Origin of the sequence: Psychromonas algarum (genome assembly GCF_004376845.1) — a bacterium.
GTDB lineage: Bacteria > Pseudomonadota > Gammaproteobacteria > Enterobacterales > Psychromonadaceae > Psychromonas.
In genome coordinates this window covers 51,648-69,169 of sequence record NZ_SNUW01000010.1, presented here as the reverse complement: position 1 = coordinate 69,169, position 17,522 = coordinate 51,648, and the positions used below count along the sequence as shown (strand labels likewise).

General features: G+C 35.5%; 19 protein-coding genes. 12 read left to right on the top strand and 7 right to left on the bottom strand.

Features of this window, described 5'->3' with window-relative positions; translation table 11 throughout:
* The first annotated feature begins 141 nt into the window (after window positions 1-141).
* The 6 genes from aroK to trpS all read left to right on the top strand — a co-directional run bounded on the left by aroK (window position 142) and on the right by trpS (window position 5,196).
* On the top strand, window positions 142-657 hold the full coding sequence (gene aroK / locus E2R68_RS10540; protein WP_134277648.1) for a shikimate kinase AroK: 516 nt from the start codon (window positions 142-144) through the stop codon (window positions 655-657).
* Window positions 657-1,727, top strand: coding sequence for a 3-dehydroquinate synthase (gene aroB / locus E2R68_RS10535; RefSeq protein WP_134277647.1), 1,071 nt, complete (start codon window positions 657-659; stop codon window positions 1,725-1,727). Before aroK ends, aroB begins: the two co-directional genes overlap by 1 nt.
* Before the next feature lie 149 nt (window positions 1,728-1,876).
* Entirely contained in the window at window positions 1,877-2,692 is an 816-nt protein-coding gene (locus E2R68_RS10530) for a Dam family site-specific DNA-(adenine-N6)-methyltransferase (protein WP_134277646.1), read from the top strand.
* A gap of 123 nt (window positions 2,693-2,815) precedes the next feature.
* A complete protein-coding gene (rpe, locus tag E2R68_RS10525; protein ID WP_134277645.1) occupies window positions 2,816-3,505 on the top strand; it encodes a ribulose-phosphate 3-epimerase in 690 nt (229 codons plus the stop codon).
* Complete coding sequence (locus E2R68_RS10520) at window positions 3,502-4,173, top strand: phosphoglycolate phosphatase (protein ID WP_134277644.1); 672 nt, start codon at window positions 3,502-3,504, stop codon at window positions 4,171-4,173. Before rpe ends, E2R68_RS10520 begins: the two co-directional genes overlap by 4 nt.
* Window positions 4,174-4,194: 21 nt before the next feature.
* Window positions 4,195-5,196: a tryptophan--tRNA ligase gene (gene trpS / locus E2R68_RS10515; RefSeq protein ID WP_134277643.1), complete on the top strand. Its 1,002-nt coding sequence runs from the start codon at window positions 4,195-4,197 to the stop codon at window positions 5,194-5,196.
* A gap of 98 nt (window positions 5,197-5,294) precedes the next feature.
* Here the strand turns inward: trpS and gloA are convergent, their stop codons facing one another.
* From gloA to plsY, 3 genes are all read right to left on the bottom strand, one after another.
* Window positions 5,295-5,702, bottom strand: coding sequence for a lactoylglutathione lyase (gloA, locus tag E2R68_RS10510; RefSeq protein WP_134277642.1), 408 nt, complete (start codon window positions 5,700-5,702; stop codon window positions 5,295-5,297).
* Window positions 5,703-6,163: 461 nt separating this feature from the next.
* Complete coding sequence (locus E2R68_RS10505; protein ID WP_208380207.1) at window positions 6,164-6,583, bottom strand: c-type cytochrome; 420 nt, start codon at window positions 6,581-6,583, stop codon at window positions 6,164-6,166.
* 113 nt (window positions 6,584-6,696) lie between these two features.
* On the bottom strand, window positions 6,697-7,293 hold the full coding sequence (gene plsY / locus E2R68_RS10500) for a glycerol-3-phosphate 1-O-acyltransferase PlsY (protein ID WP_134277738.1): 597 nt from the start codon (window positions 7,291-7,293) through the stop codon (window positions 6,697-6,699).
* A gap of 172 nt (window positions 7,294-7,465) precedes the next feature.
* Between plsY and folB the strand changes: the two genes are divergently transcribed.
* From folB to E2R68_RS10485, 3 genes are read left to right on the top strand one after another with little or no spacing between them, the layout of a single operon-like run.
* Window positions 7,466-7,819: a dihydroneopterin aldolase gene (gene folB, locus E2R68_RS10495; RefSeq protein WP_134277640.1), complete on the top strand. Its 354-nt coding sequence runs from the start codon at window positions 7,466-7,468 to the stop codon at window positions 7,817-7,819.
* The gene (gene folK / locus E2R68_RS10490; RefSeq protein WP_134277639.1) at window positions 7,819-8,304 is read left to right on the top strand and encodes a 2-amino-4-hydroxy-6-hydroxymethyldihydropteridine diphosphokinase; all 486 of its coding nucleotides are present in this window, start codon (window positions 7,819-7,821) and stop codon (window positions 8,302-8,304) included. Before folB ends, folK begins: the two co-directional genes overlap by 1 nt.
* A 39-nt stretch (window positions 8,305-8,343) precedes the next feature.
* The gene (locus tag E2R68_RS10485; protein ID WP_134277638.1) at window positions 8,344-9,144 is read left to right on the top strand and encodes an undecaprenyl-diphosphate phosphatase; all 801 of its coding nucleotides are present in this window, start codon (window positions 8,344-8,346) and stop codon (window positions 9,142-9,144) included.
* Between the two features lie 63 nt (window positions 9,145-9,207).
* On the opposite strand, the gene E2R68_RS10480 is transcribed toward E2R68_RS10485, so the two are convergent.
* Complete coding sequence (locus E2R68_RS10480; RefSeq protein ID WP_134277637.1) at window positions 9,208-10,449, bottom strand: multifunctional CCA addition/repair protein; 1,242 nt, start codon at window positions 10,447-10,449, stop codon at window positions 9,208-9,210.
* A 118-nt stretch (window positions 10,450-10,567) separates the two neighbouring features.
* Here E2R68_RS10480 and E2R68_RS10475 point away from each other — a divergent pair, with 118 nt between their 5' ends.
* Window positions 10,568-12,205, top strand: a complete 1,638-nt coding sequence (locus E2R68_RS10475; protein WP_134277636.1) for an AAA family ATPase — start codon at window positions 10,568-10,570, stop codon at window positions 12,203-12,205.
* A 7-nt stretch (window positions 12,206-12,212) separates the two neighbouring features.
* Window positions 12,213-13,034: a general secretion pathway protein GspB gene (locus tag E2R68_RS10470; protein ID WP_134277635.1), complete on the top strand. Its 822-nt coding sequence runs from the start codon at window positions 12,213-12,215 to the stop codon at window positions 13,032-13,034.
* 95 nt (window positions 13,035-13,129) lie between these two features.
* On the opposite strand, the gene E2R68_RS10465 is transcribed toward E2R68_RS10470, so the two are convergent.
* From E2R68_RS10465 to E2R68_RS10455, 3 genes are all read right to left on the bottom strand, one after another.
* Window positions 13,130-13,729 carry a TIGR04211 family SH3 domain-containing protein gene (locus E2R68_RS10465; RefSeq protein ID WP_243834655.1) on the bottom strand — a complete coding sequence of 200 codons (600 nt, stop codon included), beginning with the start codon at window positions 13,727-13,729 and terminating at the stop codon, window positions 13,130-13,132.
* A gap of 112 nt (window positions 13,730-13,841) precedes the next feature.
* Entirely contained in the window at window positions 13,842-15,107 is a 1,266-nt protein-coding gene (locus tag E2R68_RS10460; RefSeq protein WP_134277634.1) for an inorganic phosphate transporter, read from the bottom strand.
* A 15-nt stretch (window positions 15,108-15,122) separates the two neighbouring features.
* Entirely contained in the window at window positions 15,123-15,803 is a 681-nt protein-coding gene (locus E2R68_RS10455) for a TIGR00153 family protein (RefSeq protein ID WP_134277633.1), read from the bottom strand.
* A gap of 179 nt (window positions 15,804-15,982) precedes the next feature.
* Between E2R68_RS10455 and E2R68_RS10450 the strand changes: the two genes are divergently transcribed.
* On the top strand, window positions 15,983-17,494 hold the full coding sequence (locus E2R68_RS10450) for a CYTH and CHAD domain-containing protein (RefSeq protein ID WP_134277632.1): 1,512 nt from the start codon (window positions 15,983-15,985) through the stop codon (window positions 17,492-17,494).
* Window positions 17,495-17,522 lie beyond the last annotated feature (28 nt).

Sequence of the window (17,522 nt, the reverse complement as noted above, 5' to 3'; positions counted from 1 at the left end):
ATTTTGAATAAGCCTGAAGTTTATCTTCGGGCTTATTTTTTTATGGCTTGCAATATATTGTTAACAATTGCGATAATAAGCGACTTCTCTTTAATTTCTAAGGGTTTTCCCAGTAATCAATCACTTGAGTAAAAATTCAACATGGCAGAACAGCGTAATATATTTTTAATCGGTCCAATGGGGGCTGGTAAAAGCACAATTGGACGTCAACTTGCACAAATGCTGCATTTAGATTTCCTTGATTCAGATAGCGAAATTGAACGTAAAACAGGTGCGGATATCGCCTGGGTATTTGATGTCGAAGGTGAAGAAGGTTTCAGAAACCGCGAACAAGAAATGCTAGATGAACTAACTAAAAAACATGGCATCGTTTTAGCAACGGGTGGTGGTGCTGTTATTCGACAAGAAAACAGAACTCATTTATCTGCTCGTGGCATCGTTGTTTATTTGAAAACAAGTGTTCAAAAGCAACTTGCGAGAACGTTGAAAGATAAACGTAGACCATTACTGCAAGCTGATGATCCACAATCAGTGTTAGAAACATTAGCAGAAAAACGAAACGCGCTTTATGAAGAAGCTGCGGATTACACTATTGAAACAGACGAGCAAAGTGCAAAAGTAGTTGCTAGTCAAATTATTGCTTTATTGGATTTTTAATGGAAAAGTTACTCGTTGATCTAGGTGACCGTAGTTACCCAATTTCTATTGGACAAAATTTATTGTCTAATGTCGATTTATTTAGCAGCGCAATTAAAGGTAAAAAAGTAATGATCGTCACTAATGACGTGGTTGCTCCTTTATATTTAGACGCCTGCAAAGAAACACTAAAAGACTATCAAATAGATGAAGTTATTTTAGCTGACGGCGAGCAACATAAAAATCTGAATACGTTTGAAATTATATTAAGCGAACTATTAGCTAAAAAACATGCAAGAGATACCACAATTGTTGCATTAGGTGGTGGCGTTATTGGTGATATGGCAGGCTTTGCGGCTGCATGTTATCAACGAGGCGTTCCATTTGTACAAATACCTACTACATTATTATCTCAAGTTGATTCGTCAGTGGGCGGAAAAACTGCTGTAAATCATGCGCTTGGTAAAAATATGATCGGTGCTTTTTATCAGCCTCAAGCCGTTATTATTGATATTGAATGTTTAAAAACGCTACCTGCACGTGAATTCGCGGCGGGTATGGCTGAAGTGATCAAATACGGTATTATTTACGATAAAGATTTTTTTGCTTGGTTAGAATCAAACATTGAAGCTATTAAATCACTTGATCCTGATGCAATTATTTACATGCTTAAGCGTTGTTGTGCGATTAAAGCCGAAGTTGTTGCACTTGATGAGAAAGAGCACGGCATTCGCGCACTGTTAAATCTTGGTCATACGTTTGGACATGCCATTGAAGCTGAGCAAGGTTATGGTAACTGGTTACATGGTGAAGCGGTTGCTGTTGGTATGGTTTTAGCTGCTGAAACGTCTTATATATTAGGCTTAGTAGATCACAATGATGTGGAACAAATAATCAATTTGATTGAAGCCTTTGATCTGCCATTAACTGCGCCTGCTGATATGCAATACAAGCATTTTGCAGAACATATGCAATTAGATAAAAAAGTACTTAATGGTCAATTACGTTTAGTTTTACCGACCTCAGTAGGCACAAGTGCATTATTTGATGATGTCAGTGAGAGAGTACTTCGCGACGTTATTGAATCATAATTTATTATGCTTGTAATAATAACAAGGTTAATCTCTTCTTTGTTGCAGTTGATCGTTCACCTGCAACATCTCATGTGTCCTTTTTTTATCCCTAATAATACGGTGATAAAACGAGTTGAATGTGCTAAAAATGTATCGGTTGTTTTTAAATGAATAATAAAAAGAACAGAGCTTTTTTAAAGTGGGCAGGCGGAAAGTACACGTTAACCGAGCAAATTAATGCGCGTTTACCTGATGCAAAACGATTAATAGAACCTTTTGTTGGCGCAGGATCTGTTTTTTTAAATAGTGATTATGAAGAATATATTCTTAATGATATCAACCCTGATTTAATTGAGATGTATAAAATTATTAAACGTAAACCGAAGCAGTTCATCCATGATGCAAAGGTTTATTTCCAAAATAAATACAATCAAGAAGAAGTTTATTACCAGTTGCGAGAGCAGTTTAATAAAAGTGATGACGTTTACCTACGCTCACTCTTATTCCTCTATATGAATCGTCACGGTTACAATGGTCTGTGTCGTTATAATAAAAGTGGTGGTTTTAACGTGCCTTTTGGGCGATATAAAAAACCTTATTTCCCAGAAGCTGAGTTATTGTTTTTTTCTGAAAAAGCGAAAAAAGCAACTTTCACTTGTAAACCGTATCAAAAACTTTTTTTATATCTCCGTGATGATGATGTGCTGTATTGTGACCCTCCTTATGTACCATTAAGTAAAAGCGCTTCTTTTACTAGTTATGCCACACAAGGCTTTAGTTTAGATGATCAAGCACAGTTGGCTAAATTAGCGCGAGAAAGTAAAGCGGCCGTTTTATTAAGTAATCACGATACAACGTTAACGCAAGAATTATATCGAGATGCAGAATGCGATAGCTTTTTTGTTTCTCGTACAATTAGTAGTAAATCTTCAGATCGTAAACCTGCTGCTGAATTATTTGCTTTCTTTCCTGCTCAAAAATAATTAACTTCAAAGATATACCATCCTGAGTACAAACATCGAAAATAAAAATTAGTGTGTTAGGCGCTGCTTAGGTAGAATAATGGCTTTATTATTTAGCTTTTTTCTATTAGGGAACAAATCATCATGACTGATTATTTAATTGCACCTTCGATCCTGTCTGCAGACTTTGCTCGTTTGGGTGATGATGTACAAAAAGTATTAGATGATGGTGCCGATGTTGTGCATTTTGACGTAATGGATAATCATTACGTACCCAATTTAACGATTGGTCCAATGGTTTGTAAAGCACTACGTGATTTTGGTATTACCGCTCCTATTGATGTTCATTTAATGGTTGAGCCCGTTGATACTATGATTGTTGAGTTTGCTAAAGCAGGCGCTTCAATTATTACCTTCCATCCTGATGCATCAAAACATGTGGATCGCTCATTACAGCTTATTAAAGATCATGGTTGTAAAGCCGGTTTAGTATTAAATCCAGCTTCTTCATTAGAAGAGTTAACGCATGTTATGGATAGATTAGATGTTATTTTATTAATGTCTGTGAATCCTGGGTTTGGTGGACAATCCTTTATTCCACATACTCTTGAAAAACTTCGTCAAGTACGTAAATTAATTGATGACAGTGGTTTAGATATCCGTTTACAAGTTGATGGTGGTGTTAAAACTGACAACATCAAAGAAATTGCTGAAGCGGGTGCTGATATGTTTGTGGCAGGCTCGGCTATTTTTAATCAACCAGATTATAAAGCAGTGATCGACGATATGCGTGAACAATTAGCTCAAGTTAACTTAGAGAGTGTTTTAAGATGAATCAACTAACTAATATTAAACTTATCTGTTTTGATTTAGATGGTACATTAGTAAACAGTGTGCCGGATTTACGTTTAGCTTTGAATGCAATGTTAGATGATTTTGCATTACCTAATGTGAATGATTTGATAGTTAAAACTTGGGTGGGTGACGGCATCCCTAAAATGGTTGAGCGTTGTTTAATACATGTTCAGAACAAAGCGCCTAGTGAATCAGAATTAAATCATGCTGTTGCTATTTTTGAAGGTTATTATCAAGCGTTTTTAAATACAGAATCAGGTTTATATCCTGCAGTAAAAAGCACACTATTTACGTTACAGGATAAAGGTTACAAAATTGCTTTAGTGACCAACAAAGGTGAAAAATTCTTACCTGATTTATTAGCTTATTTTGGTATTGATCGCTGCTTTGATTTACTTTTAGGTGGAGACACTCTAGCTAAAAATAAACCAGATCCAATGCAAGTAGATTATGCTTGTAACTATTTTAAAGTCGATAAAGCAGATGTGGTGATGGTAGGCGATTCACGTAATGATATTTTAGCGGGACAAAACGCACAGGTAAAAACAATAGCATTAACATACGGTTATAACTTTGGTGAGCCTATTGCCGATATTAACCCTGATTATATGATTAATCATTTCGACGAATTATTAACATTACTATAAAAGTAATGAAGGAAATAAAAAATGACTAAACCAGTTGTATTAAGTGGATGTCAGCCATCTGGCGGCTTAACCATCGGTAATTACATGGGCGCACTTCGTCAATGGGTTGCTATGCAAGAAACACATGATTGTTTATTTTGTATTGTTGATTTACATGCGATCACTGTTCGCCAAGATCCAAAAGCATTGCGTAGTGCTATTTATGATGGTTTAGCAATGTACCAAGCGGTAGGGATTGATCCACAAAAAAGTACCATGTTTATTCAATCACAAGTGCCTGAACATGCTGAATTGTCTTGGATATTAAATTGCCATACGCAAATGGGTGAATTAAACCGTATGACTCAATTTAAAGATAAATCACAAAAGAATGTCACAAACATTAATGCCGGGTTATTTAGTTACCCAGTTTTAATGGCGGCGGATATTTTATTATATGGCCCAAGTAGTGTGCCTGTTGGTAGCGATCAAAAACAACATCTTGAATTAGCACGCGATATTGCAACACGTTTTAATAACGCATATGGCGATACTTTTGTTGTGCCAGAGCCTGCAATTCCTGAGCACGGTGCGCGTATTATGAGTCTACAAGAACCGACTAAAAAGATGTCTAAGTCTGATGATAATGAAAAGAATTTTATTGCATTATTAGAAGATCCTAAGAAAATTGCTAAAAAGATTAAAAGTGCTAAAACAGATACCGATGAGTTAGCTCGCATCTACTTTGATACTGCTGAAAAACCAGGTGTTTCTAATTTATTAACATTACTTTCATGTTCAACAGGCAAATCAATCGAGAGTTTGATTCCCGAGTATGAAGATAAAATGTACGGACATTTAAAATCAGATACAGCAGATGCCGTAGTGACATTATTAGAGCCGATTCAAGCTCGTTTTAAAGCGTTACGTGCAGATGAAGATGCATTGCAAGCAATGGCGAGAGTGGGGGCTGAGAAAGCGCAACAACGAGCTGCTGCAACCTTAGCTAAAGTATACGATCGTGTTGGTTTCTTACCGAAATAATTAATTATCATCGTTATTATGCATTAAAAAGCAAAAGGCTGATTTTTAATCAGCCTTTTTTATTTTTCGATTTAGAGTTTATCAGTATGAGACGTAATTTATTCGCCTAAACCTTTACCTGCATCTTTTTTATTGATCAGCTCAATCATATAACCGTCTGGATCTTTTACGAAAGCAATGACCGTACTGCCACCTTTTACTGGACCAGCTTCACGTGTAACGATGCCGCCTAAGCTTTTTATTTTTTCACAGGTTTGATAAATATCATCAGTCTCAATAGCAATATGACCATAAGCGTTGCCTAAGTCATAAGCATCAGTATCCCAGTTGTAGGTTAATTCAATCACTGTTGTTTCAAGCTCATCACCATAACCCAAGAAAGCAAGAGTATACTTATATTCAGCATTTTCAGATTGGCGTAATAACTTCATTCCTAATACTTGTTGGTAAAAATCTAAAGATTTTTGTAGATCAGTAACACGTAACATTGTGTGTAATAAACGCATAAAATACTTCCTCTATTATCTTAATCAAGATTAATACCAATCACAGTAAATAGCAGCTCTATTTTATTGCTTAAAACAACTCACTTCTTTGTTATAAATTTCGTAAATGGAACAACCCTTTACGAAATTTACGGCTCGAATTGAATTGTTTTTTCTGCACAAAATTTAGATCACATACTTAATGCAATTGGTATAAGCCTGAATTTTTAGGTAATTAAAATAACTTATTTTTCAGTGTTAACAGTTTAGCAAAGGAAATAATCATTTACGTCAACTTATGCTGTGAATTAGGTCATTTCTTATTTTGTAACATAATAATAACCAACTTAGTCAACGACAGGGCTTTTTCACTGCTTAAAGTAACTTACTTCTTCGCTATAAACTGAGGCATTCTTAAAAAATAGGCACAAAAAAAGCGAATATAAATTCGCTTTTTATTTAAATATTAGCTTGGTAATTTTCTACCATAAACCTTTTGTTAGGAACTTAACTGTTTCAGTTATTTCCTCATCAGTACAATCATTACACGTCCCTCTTGGAGGCATCGCATTAAAGCCAGTGATTGCATGTTTGATTAAGGTTTCTTCACCTTTCGCTATATGAGGAGCCCATGCTGCAGCATCTCCTTTAATCGGAGCGCCAACGGCACCTGTGCCATGACATGCAACACAGAAAGAGTTGTAAATCTTCTCTCCAGAACGTGGGCCAGCAGATTCACCTGAATCTCCACCAGAACTTGCTGTTGCAACTTCGCCATCCAAATAAACATCACCAACGGGACTAATACGATGGGCAATTGCTTCTTCCGATAGGTCTTGTGCAAAGCTTAGTGTGCTAAATAGGCTCATTGAAAGAGCAATAAATAGGCTAAGACGTTTAATAAGGCTCACGTGAACTCCTGTAAATGTTAATAAAAAGCTTATTTGCATAAGGCTTGTTGTAAAAATGTTAATTATAACGAGATTGCCTTTAACTACCAGTATCTTTATGGATATTATTGTTTCCAGTTCACTATTTTCTTTTCTTTTCCTCTGATCAGGCGACGAATATTGCTGATATGTTTAATAATAATCAAACATGACAGCATTAATACTGGCAAAGTGAATTCTGGTTTTATATTTTCGATAAAAATAGGTGCTGCAATTGCCGTAATAATTGCTGCTAAAGAAGCATAACCGCTGACTGCAATTGTTAATAACCAAGTAATAATAACCAAACCTGTCATATCCATACCTAAAGGCAATAAAGTACCTAATCCTGTAGCAACACCTTTTCCTCCTTTGAAACCAAAATAAGGTGGAAAAATATGCCCCAAACAAGTGGCGATACCAATAAAGCCAATGGCTACAGGTGGAACTCCTGCGAAATAAGCGAGGTAAACAGGGATGACTCCCTTTAATAGATCAAAAATTAATACGAGGCTTGCTGCTTGTGCGTGATGTAAACGCAGCATATTTGTAGCACCTGGGTTTTTTGAGCCTTCTAATCTAGGATCGGGCCAACCTTTGAGCTTACATAATAAAATGGCACCGTTGAGCGCGCCAATAAAATAAGCAGACACGCTAAAAATTAGTGTGGTCAGTATAATCATGGTACTTATTTCATCCCAATCAGGTAAAATATGGCGCATTGTTAATGAGTTATGAGATTATTTCTTATAACATTCATTATAATATTGAGTTTTGTAGGCTGAGTTTACTTGTAAAGTATTATAAACAAAAGCATCGTCGTATAAAAAATAGGCATAGCTATAAGGTTTAAGCATGGATATCGTTTTTATTAAACAATTAGAAGTGATCAGTACAATTGGTGTATATGGCTGGGAAAAATCAGTTCAGCAAAAACTTTATTTTGATCTTGAAATGGCATTCGATAATCGTCCTGCCGCAAATAGTGATGATATTGCATTGGCATTAAACTATTTCAGTGTTTCAGAACGAGTAAACCAATTTGCTCAGCAACATCAATTTGAATTAATTGAAACAATGGCTGAACGTGTTGCTGAATTGATAATGCAAGAATTTGCAGTGCCATGGATAAAGCTAACATTACATAAGCCTGGAGCGTTAGCTAAAGCCCAAAGTTTAGGTGTACAAATTGAACGTGGTATAAAATAGTGGCGCAAATTTTTATTGGTATTGGATCAAGTATTAATCGTCGAGAAAATATTCGCCAAGGTGTCATTTTATTAAAAGAGTCTTTTGGTCAATTACGTTTATCGAATATTTTTGAAAGTGAAGCGGTAGGCTTTAAAGGTGGTAATTTTTATAATTTGGTTGCTGAATTACATAGTGATTTATCTATCGAATCAGTTATTAAAAAATTAAAATGTATAGAAATACAATTAGGGCGACCAGAAAAAGCAATCAAATACGCACCAAGAACTTTAGATCTCGATTTATTATTATATGATGCTGAAATTGACAAAATACGTGATGTCCCACGAGCTGAAATAACTGAAAATGCATTTGTATTACAACCTTTAGCAGAATTAGCTCCAACCTTAATTCACCCCATTTTAGCCGTTACGTATCAACAACTATGGCAACAGTATCCCACAAATAAGCAAAAATTGTGGAAAGTAGAAACACCTATTTTTTAACCAATAAAGTATTAATCACTTTAACTAAATGAGATTGAAATGAGTATTTTAGAAATTGTAGTACTAGCCTTAATTCAAGGGTTAACTGAGTTTTTACCTATTTCCAGTTCTGCACATTTAATTCTGCCTTCAGTATTATTAGGCTGGCAAGATCAAGGTTTAGCTTTTGATCTCGTTTTAAATATTGGCACTCTGGCGGCTGTTGTATTGTATTTCCGTCATGAAGTGATCAACATGTCGATGGCATGGACAGACTCCATTAAAAATAAAAATCATACGCCAGATAGTAAACTTGCTTGGTGGATAGTATGGGCGACGATCCCGGCGGCTGCTATTGGTTTTTTTGGTAAAGATTATATTGAAATGTACCTTCGTAGTGGATATGTCATTGCTGTTACTACCATCGTCTTTGGTTTATTACTGTGGTGGGCAGATGCCAAAGCAAGCCAAATAAAAACCGAATATCAAACGGGATTAAAAGGTGCAATTATCTTAGGTTTTGCGCAAGCGCTTGCGTTGATCCCTGGTACATCTCGTTCAGGTATAACTATTACTGCAGGTTTGATGTTAGGTTTAACTCGTAATGCCGCAGCTCGTTTTTCTTTCTTAATGTCTATCCCTATTATTGCGATGGCATCTGGATATGACTTATTAAAGTTTATTCTCTCTGACGAGTATGTGGATTGGTCTTCATTATTCTTAGGGGCTGGTATTTCATTTATAAGTGCTATTTTATGTATTCATGTCTTCTTATTATTATTAAATAAAGTTGGAATGTTACCGTTTGTTATTTATCGTTTGCTATTAGGTCTTGCGTTATTTTACGTGTTAGCAGGTTAAAGTAATTCGAATAGCTATAACTGGTTGTAAGTTATAGCTATTCTTCTCTTTTATATTGTTTTATTAGCATTCTCTTTTTAGTTTTTGCTCATTTTTGAAGTCTTGAATAAGTTGAACACGTTGTTCGTTCAATTTATGTTTGATTTCTACCCCTTGAAAACCTTCTGCAATAATCGCTTTAATATTTACCTTTAATGTTTCTTGAAAGGCTTGCCACATATATTCTGCTGTAGGATAGGGTAATAATTCAAAACCAGTACGGCCTTTAGAGTCTGCGACACAGCATTGCAACATTTGATGAAAGCGCTCTGGTTTACGCCATGCATCGCATTTCTCCATAATATTACTCATGGTACTTGCTCGTAACTCAAAAGCACTATGAATATTCGTATGATGTTCACTTACTAATAAAGCTAAATCTCTATATTCATTAGGAATTTTAAGGCGCTGACATAGTTTTTTAATAACTGCCAAACCTTTTAAACCATGGCCTTTATGGCTTGGCCATTCACTTTTTGGGGTTAATGCTTTACCTAAGTCATGGACTAAACAGGCAAAACGTAAAACGGTTGAGCTTGATAATAAACAGGCTTGCTCGACAACCATTAATGTATGAATACCAGTATCAATTTCTGGGTGCCAACGTTTAGGTGCAGGTACTCCAAATAAATTATCTATTTCAGGAAATAAAGCTGCTAGTGCACCACAGTCACGTAATACTTGAAAATATGTTTGCGGGCTATCAGTTTGTAATGCCTTTTCTGTTTCAACCCATATTCGTTCCGGTGTAAGACTTTGTAATTCACCGCTTGTAGCAAGTTCTGTCATTAATCGCTGTGTTTCTGGTGCAATAGTAAAACCAAGGTGAGCAAATCGAGCTGCAAAACGAGCTACTCTTAATACTCTTAATGGGTCTTCACTAAATGCAGGGCTGATATGACGTAATATTTTATTTTCTAAATCTTGTTGGCCACCATAAGGGTCGGTTAACTGTTTATCATCAGATTCTGCAATGGCATTAATGGTTAGATCTCGGCGCGCTAAATCATCTTCTAAACTAACATCTTGCCCTGCGTAACAAATAAACCCAGTATAACCTATGCCTTGTTTTCGCTCAGTTCTTGCTAAGGCATATTCTTCATTTGTTGTAGGGTGTAGAAAAACGGGGAAGTCTTTGCCTACTTGAGTGAAACCTTTGTTTATCATTTGCTCAGGAGTACTATTAATGACAACAAAGTCACGATCTTTAACTTCGAGTCCTAATAATTTATCTCTAACTGCGCCACCGACTAAAAATACACGCATTGTTTTCCCCCTTAATGATTAATTTAGTTATTATACCGATTCTATCTCAATATGCAGGAGCTTCTCTGTATCAAGAGAGTTAATTAAGTGTGCCTTATAATTTTGCTTAGGTTTTAAGATGTATCAAGAATTTTTCTCATTAAAAGAGCAACCATTTTCAATTTCGCCAGATCCAGACTTTCTCTTTTTAAGTGACCGCCACAAAGAAGCATTAGCTCACCTTATGTATGGATTACAGGGGAACGGCGGTTTTGTTCTATTAACGGGTGAAGTTGGGACAGGAAAAACAACAGTATGCAGAGTGTTACTAAAAGACCTTTCTGCTGATACTGATGTCGCTTTTGTTCTTAACCCTGCACAAACAGAAGTTGAGTTATTAGCGACGATTTGTGATCAGTTAAATATTGCTTATGATGTTGAAAGAGCGAGTTTAAAAACACTCTTTGATGCGATCAGTAGTTGGATGATTCATAATTTAGAGAAAGGGCGTAATGCTATTGTCTTGATTGATGAAGCGCAGCACCTTAGCTTTTCTGTATTAGAGCAATTAAGGTTATTAACGAATATAGAGTCTAATAATAAAAAACCATTACAAGTCATCCTAATTGGGCAAACAGAATTACAACAAAAATTAAAAGAAACTAAATTACGTCAATTAGCACAGCGGATAACTGCTCGTTACCATTTATTGCCACTTAATTTGCAAGAAACTGAGTTTTATATTCAACACCGCTTAAATGTTGCAGGGGCAAGTTACCCTATTTTTGATGCTAAATTATTGAAGCGTATTTTTAAGTACAGCCATGGTATTCCTCGCTTAATTAATTTAATTTGTGACCGCAGTATGCTTTGTGCATACAGTCAAAATTCACATAAAGTGACGGCTAAGATGGTTGATTTAGCTGTAAAAGAAATTGATTTAAGCTTTGATAGCCAAGTTTCAGATAAACCATTTAAACATATTTGGCGATTTGCTTTATTAGCTATATTAGGTCTCTTTTTTGTTATGCAAGCCCCTAAAATAGGGCACCACTTTAATCAACCAATACAAGCGATTGAAAGTGTTTTCAAACTTAAAAAAATGGATAATACATCGAATAGTATTCCTGATACACCTGAAGTAGTCAGTCAAGACTCACAGTTGCCTAAAGAAACACCCACATGGTTTGATAACTATACTGGCTTAGATCTGACTGAAGGCCAATTTAGCCATGCATTGCAGACTCTGTATGCTGTCTGGGGGTATAGCGTTGATTTAAAAGATGCTACTTGTGAAAATGGTGAGAGTGTTTTCTTACAGTGTTTCTCTGACAATGTGTCTTTACAAAAATTAAAAGAGATCAATTACCCTACTGTTATTAAATTGGTTAATGAGAAAAGTTCATTATATGCTGTGCTTTATAAAGCATCAGATCAATATGAGATTTTGATTGGAGAGCAAAAAATACAAGTTTCAGAAGCTTGGTTAATAAAGTATTGGAATGGTGGCATAACGTTATTATGGCGCACTCCCTTTGAAGTGACTAAACCATTGTCATTTGGAGAAAAAGGGAATGATGTTGCTTGGTTAAATATGCAGTTAAATACTTTGTATGGTTTACCTGAAAATAATAACGATCGTTTTGATTGGAAATTAAAAGAGAAAGTGATCAAGTTTCAATATGAAAATAACTTAGTTGCAGATGGCATCGTAGGTAAACGCACATTGATTTCATTAACCCAGCAATTAGAACCTAAAACACCTTCACTATTATAGAGTTATTATGTCTACCATATTAAAAGCATTAGATAAAAACAAACATAACTTAGCCGTGGGTGGGACAGAGCAATCACTCTCTCCTTACTGGAAAGGGTTGATGGTTACTGCTGGTTTAGTCATTGTTATTTTATCTTCAGTGGTCGTTTTTTTAATCTTTAAACCAAGTGTACCTACTCAAGTTATAAATACTGAATTATCTCAAGAAAAAGCTATCCAAATTCAGCAACAAAGTGTTCAACAAACTCCAGTAAGTCATGAAATACAAATGAGTAAAGTTAATCAGTATGCTGTTAGTGATATGAATTTTAAAACTCAACCTTTGCCTATTATTCCTAAAGTCGATGAAATGGATGTTAAATGGGTCTCTGCAGAGAAGTTGAGCGTTAAACAACCTATAAAGAAAACTAAAGAGATACAAGTAGAAAAATCACCTGTAAATGAAGCTGTAACAGAACAGGTGGCATCTAATGATCATACATTAGCTGATGTACCAAGTGAATTACAAGAGCGCTTTGCAAGAGCTGTTGAGCTTGAGCAGCAAAGTAATGTGAGTGATATAAAACGAAACAGAAAAGCGAATTTACCTGAGACTGATATTTCTTTAATGCCAGTTCAGTTCCAATTTCAAGTTCCTGTGATGCGTTATGACTCTCACATGTATTCAACAAATAAAGACGATCGCTGGATCCGCATTAATGGTATTGATTTACACGTAGGGGATCATATTGGTGACGTTGAGTTAATTGATATTCTACCTAAAAAAAGTGTGTTTCGTTTAGGTGAGCAGAGCTTTACATTGGATTCATTAGAAGACTGGACCGGTTAATATTTTGCTCGAAAATTGGCTACAAAAAAACGCACCTTAGTGCGTTTTTCTATGTGTAAATTACATTATATATTTAATGTAATTGGTGGCACTTTTTACCAGCTATCACTACGTTTTTTACGGCGTGGAACAAATGGTAGGATTAAACCAACAACCATACCAAAGAATAAAACACTACCTCCGTACATTAACCATTCCATTTTAACTCGTTCATCTTTTGTATCTTGCAATAGGTCTAATTCCATATTACGAGTTTCTAAGTCTGAGATAGTATCGCGTAACGTTTTCTTTTCGCTTTCAAGTTGAGCAATTAAACTGTCTTTATCAATAATCGCTTGTACTTTATCAGCCATGACTTGTTTATTGTCATCGTTAATTGTTTTTAACTTATCTTCACTTGCTTGCAGTTTCTTTTGTACTTCAGGCAATAATTTTTTTGCTGGTGGTTGTTTTTGCAGTTCAGATAATTTTACCCAACCAACACGACCTGTGGGAGATTTTACCTGCATAAACTTAGTGGCTTCGTTGTATTTCAAAGTACTAACAGGTGTACCTACTTCTACCGTGCCAATAATACGATATTCTAAGCTAGGGCCTGAATGCATGTAAATTGATAGGTCATCGCTAACATATTGTGTTGCTGCGAAACTTGTCGAAGAAAATAGCAAACACAGTAAAAATTTAATCGATTTCAAGATAAATACCTTTTAACAAAGAAATTGAGCCATCATTCTAAAAGTAATTAGGGCTGAGTAAAAGCAAAAAGAGAGCATAAGCTCTCTTTTTGTTAGTTTGAAGCATTAATTTTTAAGAAAAAACACTTTTTAAGATATAGAAGAATACAATTGATAAGCCTGCACCAATTGGTAATGTTACTATCCAAGAGATTACAATATTACGCACAACACCTAAATTTAATGCTGCAATACCACGCGCCATACCTACACCCAATACAGCACCAACTAATGTTTGTGTTGTTGAGATTGGTAACCCTGTACCTGATGCAATAACAACAGTAGAAGCGGCTGCTAATTCAGCAGCAAAACCACGGCTAGGTGTTAAATGAGTAATACCTTGACCAATAGTTGCCATTACACGCTTACCAAATATTGCTAGACCCAATACGATACCAATACCACCTAGTGGTAAAATCCACCAAGCTAAGGTTGCTTTCGCTGCAATTTGACCATGACTTTCAACAATACTTACGACGGCTGCAAGAGGGCCAATTGCATTAGCAACATCGTTTGAACCGTGAGCAAATGCCATTGCACAAGCTGTTACAATCATTAATACAGCAAATATTTTTTCAACGTTAGCAAAGTGCATACGTTTATCTGCTTGAGGATCAATTTTAACGCGATTAATGAAGATTTTCCCGATCACTGCAACTGAAACACCAATTGCAATTGCTAATATATTTGCTTCAAACGTACTAACATGTAAACCAACATGTTTTAGGCCTTTAGTGATAGTAACTAGTGATAAAATGAAACCAGCTAAGAACATATATAAAGGAACAAAGCGTTTAGCATTAGCAATTGGATCTTGAGTATTAAATATGAGCTTTTGGGAACTCATAAATATAAAATAGGCAATAATACCGGATATGAGAGGGGTGACTACCCAACTCCCAACAATACCAATTACCTGACTCCACATTACACTATCAACACCTACACCTACTGCTGAGAAACCTACAATAGCACCAACAATGGAATGCGTAGTGGAAACAGGCCAGCCAAAGAAAGAGGCGATAATTAACCATAAACCTGCTGCTAATAGCGCCGCGGTCATACCAAATGCAAGTAATTCAGGTTGGTCAATAAAATAAGATACATCAATAATCCCTTTTCGGATTGTTGATGTGACTTCACCACCTGCTAAATAAGCACCAGCAAATTCAAAAATCATTGCAATAATGATTGCTTGTTTGATGGTTAATGCTTTTGAGCCAACAGATGTACCCATTGCATTGGCCACATCGTTTGCACCGATACCCCAGGCCATTAAAAAGCCTACCGCACCAGCAAACATTACTAGCATGCTGCCGTATGTATTTAAAATATCCATAATGAATCCTTAGAGCTAAGTTCTAGCTAGAATAAGTTCTAACTGAGTACCGATTAATTCAGAGTGATCGGCAAGACTACCTACCCATTCTAAAATTTTATACAAGAATATAACGTCAACAGGTTTGTAATTATCTTCAATAGCTAATAAATTACGACGCAGTTTAATTTGTAATGAGTCAGTATCGTCTTCAATGGTTTCAAGTACTTCAATCATCTGAGTAACAATATCTACAGCGCGGCCTTTAAAGCCAGTCTCAAGTAGTTCATCTAATTCATTAATTGCATTTCTTGCTTGTTGGATAGCATCTAAGCTACGTTGTACATAGGCCATAAAATCTACAAATATCTCTTTTGGTATCTGTAGTTGACGGCCATAAATACGACCCGAGATATCTTTTGCTGTATTGGCAATTTTATCTTGGCGATTAACAAGTTCTAATAAGTCAGCACGATCAATAGGCATAAATAAACCTTTTGGTAGTGTTAAACGTAATTCACGTTTTAACTCATCAGCTTGTCTTTCATATTTAGAAATTTGCTTACGGATTTCATCTGCTTTAATCCAATCGTTTTTTGAACTCGCTTCAAAAAATGGGATTAGCAAGTCACCACACATAGCAACTTGATCTATATGTAATTGAATCGGTTTGATTGGAGATTTTGCAAAAACTCCAAATATCGAATTAACTGGCATGATTCACCTTAAGTTTTTATGGGTTAATAACCCTATTATGATTAAATTTAACATCTAATATGCGGCGCATGTTAACTTTCTTTTGCACACAATAGAACATCAATTTAGTATAATTCAGGAAAATTTACGATTAAAAATGATTTAAGCGATTAAATCAAGAGCAAATATGGGTGTCAATTATGGAAACAGAGATAGAAATTAAGTTTTTTTTTAATGCTCATTTTGCTGACGAGCTGTTGGAGGAAATAAGCCAACACACTGTTATTTCTCATAAAAATCAAATGTTATATAACGTTTATTTTGAAACGCCTTCCCGTGCTTTACGTGCGATGGATATGGGATTAAGAGTACGTCGTATAGATGAGCAGTGTACTCAAACCATTAAAACTTCAGGTCGAGTGATTGGTGGATTACATCAACGTCCTGAATATAATGAGCCAATAGATGGATTACAGCCTGAATTAGCTCGATTTAAAAGCAAAATTTGGCCTGAAAATACTAATGTAAAGGAGTTACAAGAGCAGTTAGAGCCATTATTTAGTACTGACTTTAGACGCTTACATTGGCTATTGGAAATGCAAGACGGTACTTTAATTGAAGTCGCTTATGACTGTGGCAAAATCGTAGCGAATCAAGCCGAGTCTGAAATTTGTGAAATCGAATTAGAGTTAGTAAAAGGAGATGAAGCACAACTATTTATTTTAGCGAAAGATATTGCTGCTTTGCCACAAGTGCGTTTAGGAAATGTAAGTAAAGCGCAACGTGGTTATATGCTGACAGAAGGTGCGCATTTTGAAGCTAAATCAATTGACCTTTCTGACTTAACTGCAGGGATGACCTTACAACAAGCATTATCTGTTAATTTTCAGCATGGTTTAAAATACCTCCAATATAATGAAAACTGTTATTTAGAAAGTGGTGATTTTTCAGCATTAGTAGAATTGCAGAAAAGCATTATGTTCTTACATCAAAATATTCATTTATTTAAAGAAGCTGGTATTTCTTTTGTCGGTTGTAGCTGGGTTGAAGATCTACAATGGTTAGCTCGAAGCTTTTCTTGGATTGATGAACGTTTAGTTTTTCGCAATTTATTAGAGAATAAATCTTATTACATTCGTAAGCTTCCTAAACTAAAACATTTGCAAAAGCGCATACGTATTGCTGATCAGGCTCTACCTAATGAAGAAGATATCTTTAATCTTTTACACAATACTCGTTATTGTAATTTCATATTGGGGTTAACTGAGTGGTTAATTCAACTTGAAAAAACGGTTCAGGTCAATGAAGAGGTTATATCGTTAGTTACTTTTTCTGAAGGAGTATTGACAGAGGGTTGGTCTAAATTAATTAAATTATTATCTGCAGACGCATTATTAAGTACTGAACAATTATTACCTAACCAAGGATTGCTGATCTCTAATTTAATGACGGAATTGAGTTTAGGTAATGTATTTGATTTCGAAAAATGTACTAAATATTGTTATCCATGGTTAGATATTTATCAGGGCATGATGGAATTATCGATGCTTGATGCTATTTATGAATTAGCCGCAGATGAAGATGAAGGTGAAATCCAAGCAGAATATTTTAAATGGGTTAAGCGTAAACAAGACTCTTTATTAAGTGCTATTGAGCAATCAAAACAACGAGCGGTTATGAATGAAATGTATTGGCTTGAGCCGGAGAATTAATAAAACCTAAACTTTAATGCAAAGCACC

Bases quoted from the DNA above. Each gene is read 5' to 3' on its own strand.
- aroK (WP_134277648.1), top strand. From the start codon at position 142: ATGGCAGAACAGCGTAATATATTTTTAATCGGTCCAATGGGGGCTGGT.
- aroB (WP_134277647.1), top strand. From the start codon at position 657: ATGGAAAAGTTACTCGTTGATCTAGGTGACCGTAGTTACCCAATTTCT.
- E2R68_RS10530 (WP_134277646.1), top strand. From the start codon at position 1,877: ATGAATAATAAAAAGAACAGAGCTTTTTTAAAGTGGGCAGGCGGAAAG.
- rpe (WP_134277645.1), top strand. From the start codon at position 2,816: ATGACTGATTATTTAATTGCACCTTCGATCCTGTCTGCAGACTTTGCT.
- E2R68_RS10520 (WP_134277644.1), top strand. From the start codon at position 3,502: ATGAATCAACTAACTAATATTAAACTTATCTGTTTTGATTTAGATGGT.
- trpS (WP_134277643.1), top strand. From the start codon at position 4,195: ATGACTAAACCAGTTGTATTAAGTGGATGTCAGCCATCTGGCGGCTTA.
- gloA (WP_134277642.1), bottom strand. From the start codon at position 5,702: ATGCGTTTATTACACACAATGTTACGTGTTACTGATCTACAAAAATCT.
- plsY (WP_134277738.1), bottom strand. From the start codon at position 7,293: ATGATTATACTGACCACACTAATTTTTAGCGTGTCTGCTTATTTTATT.
- folB (WP_134277640.1), top strand. From the start codon at position 7,466: ATGGATATCGTTTTTATTAAACAATTAGAAGTGATCAGTACAATTGGT.
- E2R68_RS10485 (WP_134277638.1), top strand. From the start codon at position 8,344: ATGAGTATTTTAGAAATTGTAGTACTAGCCTTAATTCAAGGGTTAACT.
- E2R68_RS10480 (WP_134277637.1), bottom strand. From the start codon at position 10,449: ATGCGTGTATTTTTAGTCGGTGGCGCAGTTAGAGATAAATTATTAGGA.
- E2R68_RS10475 (WP_134277636.1), top strand. From the start codon at position 10,568: ATGTATCAAGAATTTTTCTCATTAAAAGAGCAACCATTTTCAATTTCG.
- E2R68_RS10470 (WP_134277635.1), top strand. From the start codon at position 12,213: ATGTCTACCATATTAAAAGCATTAGATAAAAACAAACATAACTTAGCC.
- E2R68_RS10460 (WP_134277634.1), bottom strand. From the start codon at position 15,107: ATGGATATTTTAAATACATACGGCAGCATGCTAGTAATGTTTGCTGGT.
- E2R68_RS10455 (WP_134277633.1), bottom strand. From the start codon at position 15,803: ATGCCAGTTAATTCGATATTTGGAGTTTTTGCAAAATCTCCAATCAAA.
- E2R68_RS10450 (WP_134277632.1), top strand. From the start codon at position 15,983: ATGGAAACAGAGATAGAAATTAAGTTTTTTTTTAATGCTCATTTTGCT.